The sequence below is a fragment of the Marinovum sp. PR37 genome, from assembly GCF_028807375.1.
Lineage (GTDB): Bacteria > Pseudomonadota > Alphaproteobacteria > Rhodobacterales > Rhodobacteraceae > Marinovum > Marinovum algicola.
The window spans coordinates 1-5,441 of the sequence record NZ_JARAML010000057.1; the positions used below are offsets into that span (position 1 = coordinate 1).

The window sequence follows — 5,441 nt, forward strand, 5'->3', positions numbered from 1 at the left end:
ATGGGGTCCTTCGACAAGTACATTGGCGGCTCGCCGACCAATATCGCCTGCGGCACGGCGCGGCTGGGGTTGCGTTCGGCCGTCATCACCGGGGTGGGGGACGAGCACATGGGCCGCTTCATCACCGAGCAGCTGGCGCGTGAGGGGGTGAGCACCGAGGGCGTCAAGGTCGACCCGGAGCGGCTGACCGCGCTGGTGCTGCTGGGCATCCGCGACCAGGAGCAGTTTCCGCTGATCTTCTACCGCGAGAATTGCGCCGACATGGGGCTGACCGAGGATGACATCGACCCCGATTTCATCCGCCGGGCGCGGGCGGTGGTGGCGACCGGCACGCATCTGTCGAACCCCAAGGTCGAGGCGGCGACGCTGAAGGCGCTGGAGATCGCGCGGGCGGCGGGGGCGAGATGCGCGCTCGACATCGATTACCGGCCCAACCTCTGGGGGGTGGCGGGCCATGGCGCGGGCGAGCGCCGCTTTGTCGAAAGCGCCGCGGTGACCGCCAAATTGCAGGAAAGCCTGCCTCTGTTCGACCTGATTGTCGGCACCGAGGAGGAGTTCCACATCGCAGGTGGCTCGACCGACACGGTCGCGGCGCTGCGCGCGGTGCGGGCGGTCTCGGGTGCGACGCTGGTCTGCAAACGCGGCGCGGCCGGCGCGGTGGCCTTCACCGGCGCGATCCCCGACAGCCTCGATGAGGGCGAGACAGGCCCCGGTTTCCCGATCGAGGTGTTCAACGTGCTGGGCGCGGGCGATGGCTTCATGTCGGGGTTGCTGAAGGGCTGGCTCGATGGAGAGGACTGGCCCACCGCGCTCAAATACGCCAATGCCTGCGGCGCTTTCGCGGTCAGCCGCCATGGCTGCACCCCGGCCTATCCCAGCTGGGAAGAGCTGCAATTCTTCTTCGACCGGGGCCTGCAACGGCCCGACCTCAGGAACGATGCCGCGTTGGAGCAGGTGCATTGGGCGACCACCCGCTCTTCCAGATCGGGGGGCGACTGGTCGCAGGTCAAGACCTTTGCCTTCGACCACCGCCTGCAACTCGAGGAGATGGACGGCTATACCCTGGAAAAGGGCGGCCGGTTCAAGGAGCTCTGCCTTGAGGCCGCGCTGCGGGTGCAGGCCGGCCGGCCGGGCTACGGCATCCTCTGCGACAACCGCATCGGGCGCGCGGCGCTGCACCGGGCCTCCGGCAGCGGGCTCTGGATCGGGCGGCCGACGGAGCTTCCGGGCTCGCGGCCGATCGCCTTCGAGCCGGAACTGGGCGCCGATCTCGGCCAGTTCCGCGAATGGGCCCGCGAGAATGTGGTCAAGCTGCTGGTCTTCTGCCACCCCGACGACGCTGCCGACACGATGGCCGCGCAGGTCGGGCAGGTGACGCGCCTGTTCACAGCGGCGCGGCGCAACGGACTGGAATTCCTGCTGGAACTCATCCCCTCCAAGGTCGGGCCGGTGGATGACGAGACCTCGGCCAGGCTGATCCAGCGCTTCTATGATGCCGGCGTCTTTCCCGACTGGTGGAAGCTGGAGCCGTTCAGGACCGAGGCGGCCTGGGCGAATGCGGTGGCAGCGATCACCCGCAACGATCCGCGCAGCCGCGGCATCGTGGTGCTGGGGCTCGACGCGCCGGAAGAGGCGCTGGCGGAGAGCTTTGCGCTGGCCGCGAAACAGCCGCTGGTCAAGGGCTTTGCCGTGGGGCGCACGATCTTTGGCCCGGCCGCGCGGCGCTGGCTGTCCGGCGAGATCACCGATGCCGAGGCGGTGGCCGAAATGGCCGAGAACTACAGCCGCCTGTGCACCATCTGGGACAAGGCCCGCGCCCGGGCCATGGAGGAGGCCACATGACAGCAACGATCCGACTGACCGCCGCACAGGCGATGGTGCGCTATATCGCGGCGCAGAAAAACCAGGATGGCGATCCTTTCCTTGCCGGGTGCTGGGCGATCTTCGGCCATGGCAATGTGGCCGGGCTCGGCGAGGCGCTGCATGCCGTGAAGGACAGCTTTCCCACCTGGCGCGGCCATAACGAACAGACCATGGCGCATGCCGCGATTGCCTATGCCAAGCAATCGGGGCGCAAACGGGCGATGGCGGTCACCTCCTCGATTGGTCCGGGGGCGGCCAACATGGTCACCGCCGCGGCGCTGGCGCATGTCAATCGGCTGCCCGTGCTGCTGATCCCGGGCGACGTCTTTGCCACCCGTGGCCCCGACCCGGTGCTGCAACAGATCGAGGACTTCCAGGATGGCACGGCAACCGTTAATGATGCGTTTAGGCCGCTGACGCGGTATTTTGACCGCATTACCCGCCCGGAACAGCTTCTGACGGCGCTGCCGCGGGCCTTTCGCGTCCTGACCGATCCGGCAGACTGCGGCCCGGTCTGCCTGTCTTTCTGTCAGGATGTTCAGGCCGAAGCTTTTGAATATCCCGAGAGTTTCTTTGTGCCCCGGGTCTGGCGCCCGCGTCGCATCCGCCCCGACGAGGCCGAGCTGGCCGAGGTCGCCGAGATCATCCGCGCCGCCCGCCGCCCGGTGATCGTGGCCGGCGGCGGGGTGCATTACGCCGGTGCCACCGGGGCGCTGCACGCCTTTGCCGAGGCGCACAACATCCCGGTGACCGAGACCCAGGCCGGCAAATCGGCGCTGCCCTGGGACCATGCGCTCAACCTCGGACCGGTCGGTGTCACCGGCGGCGCGGCGGCCAATACGGTCTGCGCCGAGGCCGATGTGGTGCTCGGGGTCGGCACGCGGTTCCAGGACTTCACCACCGGGTCGTGGGGGCTGTTCGCCAATCCGTCGCGCAGGCTGATCTCGCTCAATGTCGCGGCCTATGACGCGATGAAACACGGCGCCGCGCCGTTGCTGGCGGACGCCCTGGTCGGGCTGACGGAGTTGAGCGCGGCGCTCGACGGCTATACCGCGCCGGGCAAGACCGACGGGCTGAAAGACGACTGGTTCGCCAAGGTCGACCCGCTGACCGCGGCGCCTGAGGACAGCAATCAGCTGCCGACCGACATGCAGGTGATCGGCGCGGTGCAGCGCGCCGCCACGCCGGAAACCGTCGTCATGTGCGCCGCCGGCACCATGCCGGGCGAGCTGCACAAGTTGTGGAAGGCCGGGCGCCCGGGCAGCTACCACATGGAATACGGCTTTAGCTGCATGGGCTACGAGATCGCCGGCGCCATGGGCATCAAGATGGCGGATCCGGCGCGCGACGTGATCTGCTTTACCGGCGACGGCACCTACATGATGGCCAATTCCGAGATGGCGACGGCGGCGATGATGGGCATCGCCTTTACCGTGGTGGTGACCGACAACCGCGGCTATGGCTGCATCAACCGGCTCCAGATGGGCTGTGGCGGGGCCGAGTTCAACAACCTGCTCGATCACACGATCCACGAGACCCCCTCGGCGATCGACTTTGCCAAACATGCCGAGGCGATGGGGGCCACCGCGGTCAAGGTCGGCTCGATCGCCGAGCTGGAAGCGGCGCTGGCCCGGCGTCACGACGCCAGGGGGCCTTACGTGGTGGTGATCGACACCGATCCCTATCCCTCGACCGAACACGGCGGCGCCTGGTGGGATGTCGGCGTGCCGGAAGTCTCGGAGCGCCAAGCGGTGCGCGATGCCCGCGCCCGATACACCGAAAACAAGCAGAAACAACGCGCGGATTGATCCGCCGGGTGCGTGCTTTGCACGCACCGCCAAGAAGGACGAGACTGATGGCTGTAAGGATCGGCATCTCCCTGATCGCCTGGCAGAACGACGACCTGCCGGAGCTGACGAAGGACTTCACCACCGAGGGCGCGATGCAGGATGCCGCCAGGATCGGCTATTCCGGCGTCGAGCGCGGCCGCCGGATGCCGGCCGACACCGCGGGCCTGCGCGCATACCTCGACCGCTACGGCCTGGCGCTTTGCGGCGGCTGGTGCTCGGGCAACCTGTTGGTCAACGACCTCGAGACCGAGAAGGCGGCGATCGCGGCGCAAGTGGAACAATTCGCCGCCCTCGACGCGCCCTGTATCGTCTATGCGGAATGCTCCAACACCATCCAGGGCGACCGGGGCACGCCGGTGTCGCGCCGCCCCAGGCTCTCGCGCGACGAAGTGACCGCCTATGCGAAGAAACTCTCGGAGCTGGCGAAATGGGCGCGCGATCAGGGGGTTGTGCTCTCCTACCACCACCACATGGGCGCCATGGTGCAGGATGCCTGCGACATCGACTGGCTGATGGCGGGCTCCGACCCGGCGCTGACGCTGCTCTATGACACCGGGCATCTGCATTTTGCCGGCGCCGATCCGCTGGCGGTGCTCGACCGCTGGGGCGACCGGGTGCATCATGTGCACGTCAAGGACGTGCGCCAGCCGGTGCTCGACTGGGTCCGGGCCGAGGACCGCAGCTTCCTCGACGGCGTCGCGGCCGGGGTCTATTCGGTGCCGGGCGACCCGGAGGGCTGCCTCGACTTCCAGGCGGTGACCGACCGGCTGAAGGCGATGGACTATGACGGCTGGATCGTCGTCGAGGCCGAACAGGATCCGGCCAAGGCGCCGCCGTTTGAATATTCCAGGCGCGGGTATGACCATCTCGTCGAGATCTGCACCCGCTCCGGACTGAACATCCAACCCTGAGGAGGCGCCCATGCCCGATCTGCTCTGCAAACCCTTCGGCACTCACGGCAAGGTGCATGAGATCACCCCCGCGCGCGCCGGCTGGCGCCATGTCGGCTTCTCGCTCTACCGCCTGCGCCCCGGCGAGACCGCGGCCGAGGCGACCGGCGCGCGCGAGGTGATCCTTGTCATGGTCGAGGGCAAGGCGGCGATCACCGCCGCCGGCCGGGATTGGGGCACCCTCGGCGCGCGGATGAATGTCTTCGAGAAGACCCCGCCGCATTGTCTTTACCTGCCGAACGGGACCGAATGGTCGCTGCTGGCCGAGACCGATTGCACCGTCGCGGTCTGTTCGGCGCCGGGCCGCGGCGGCCATGCGCCGCGCCGCATCGGCCCCGAGGGCATCACGCTAACCGAACGCGGCCGGGGCACCAACACCCGCCACATCAACAACATCGCGATGGAAGCCGAGGATTACTGCGACTCCCTCTTGGTCACCGAGGTCTTCACCCCCGCCGGCCACTGGTCCTCCTACCCCAGCCACCGTCACGACGAGGACGACTTCCCGCGCATCACCTATCTGGAGGAAACCTATTACCATCGCCTTAACCCGGCCTCGGGATTCGGCGTGCAGCGGGTCTATACCGAGGATGGCACGCTCGACGAATGCATGGCGGTGCACGATGGCGACGTCGTCTTGGTCCCCCGCGGCCACCACCCCTGCGGCGCGCCTTACGGCTTCGAGATGTACTACCTCAACGTCATGGCCGGCCCCCGCCGCAACTGGCGATTCCAGCCCGACCCCGCCGTCAAGTGGATCATCGATAAAGACGGGTGA

4 protein-coding genes are annotated in these 5,441 nt (G+C 67.8%); all 4 read left to right on the forward strand.

All coding sequences use genetic code 11. The features are described from left to right. The coding region (locus PVW49_RS23480; RefSeq protein WP_274591774.1) for a bifunctional 5-dehydro-2-deoxygluconokinase/5-dehydro-2-deoxyphosphogluconate aldolase at window positions 1-1,842 on the forward strand (1,842 nt) is incomplete at its 5' end. Next, window positions 1,839-3,671: a 3D-(3,5/4)-trihydroxycyclohexane-1,2-dione acylhydrolase (decyclizing) gene (iolD, locus tag PVW49_RS23485; RefSeq protein ID WP_274591775.1), complete on the forward strand. Its 1,833-nt coding sequence runs from the start codon at window positions 1,839-1,841 to the stop codon at window positions 3,669-3,671. The genes PVW49_RS23480 and iolD, both read left to right, overlap by 4 nt. Window positions 3,672-3,718: 47 nt before the next feature. Next, the gene (gene iolE / locus PVW49_RS23490; protein ID WP_274591776.1) at window positions 3,719-4,624 is read left to right on the forward strand and encodes a myo-inosose-2 dehydratase; all 906 of its coding nucleotides are present in this window, start codon (window positions 3,719-3,721) and stop codon (window positions 4,622-4,624) included. Window positions 4,625-4,634: 10 nt separating this feature from the next. After that, complete coding sequence (iolB, locus tag PVW49_RS23495) at window positions 4,635-5,441, forward strand: 5-deoxy-glucuronate isomerase (RefSeq protein ID WP_274591777.1); 807 nt, start codon at window positions 4,635-4,637, stop codon at window positions 5,439-5,441.

Coding starts and splice junctions, on each gene's coding strand:
- iolE (WP_274591776.1), top strand. CDS start 3,719: ATGGCTGTAAGGATCGGCATCTCCCTGATCGCCTGGCAGAACGACGAC.
- iolB (WP_274591777.1), top strand. CDS start 4,635: ATGCCCGATCTGCTCTGCAAACCCTTCGGCACTCACGGCAAGGTGCAT.
- iolD (WP_274591775.1), top strand. CDS start 1,839: ATGACAGCAACGATCCGACTGACCGCCGCACAGGCGATGGTGCGCTAT.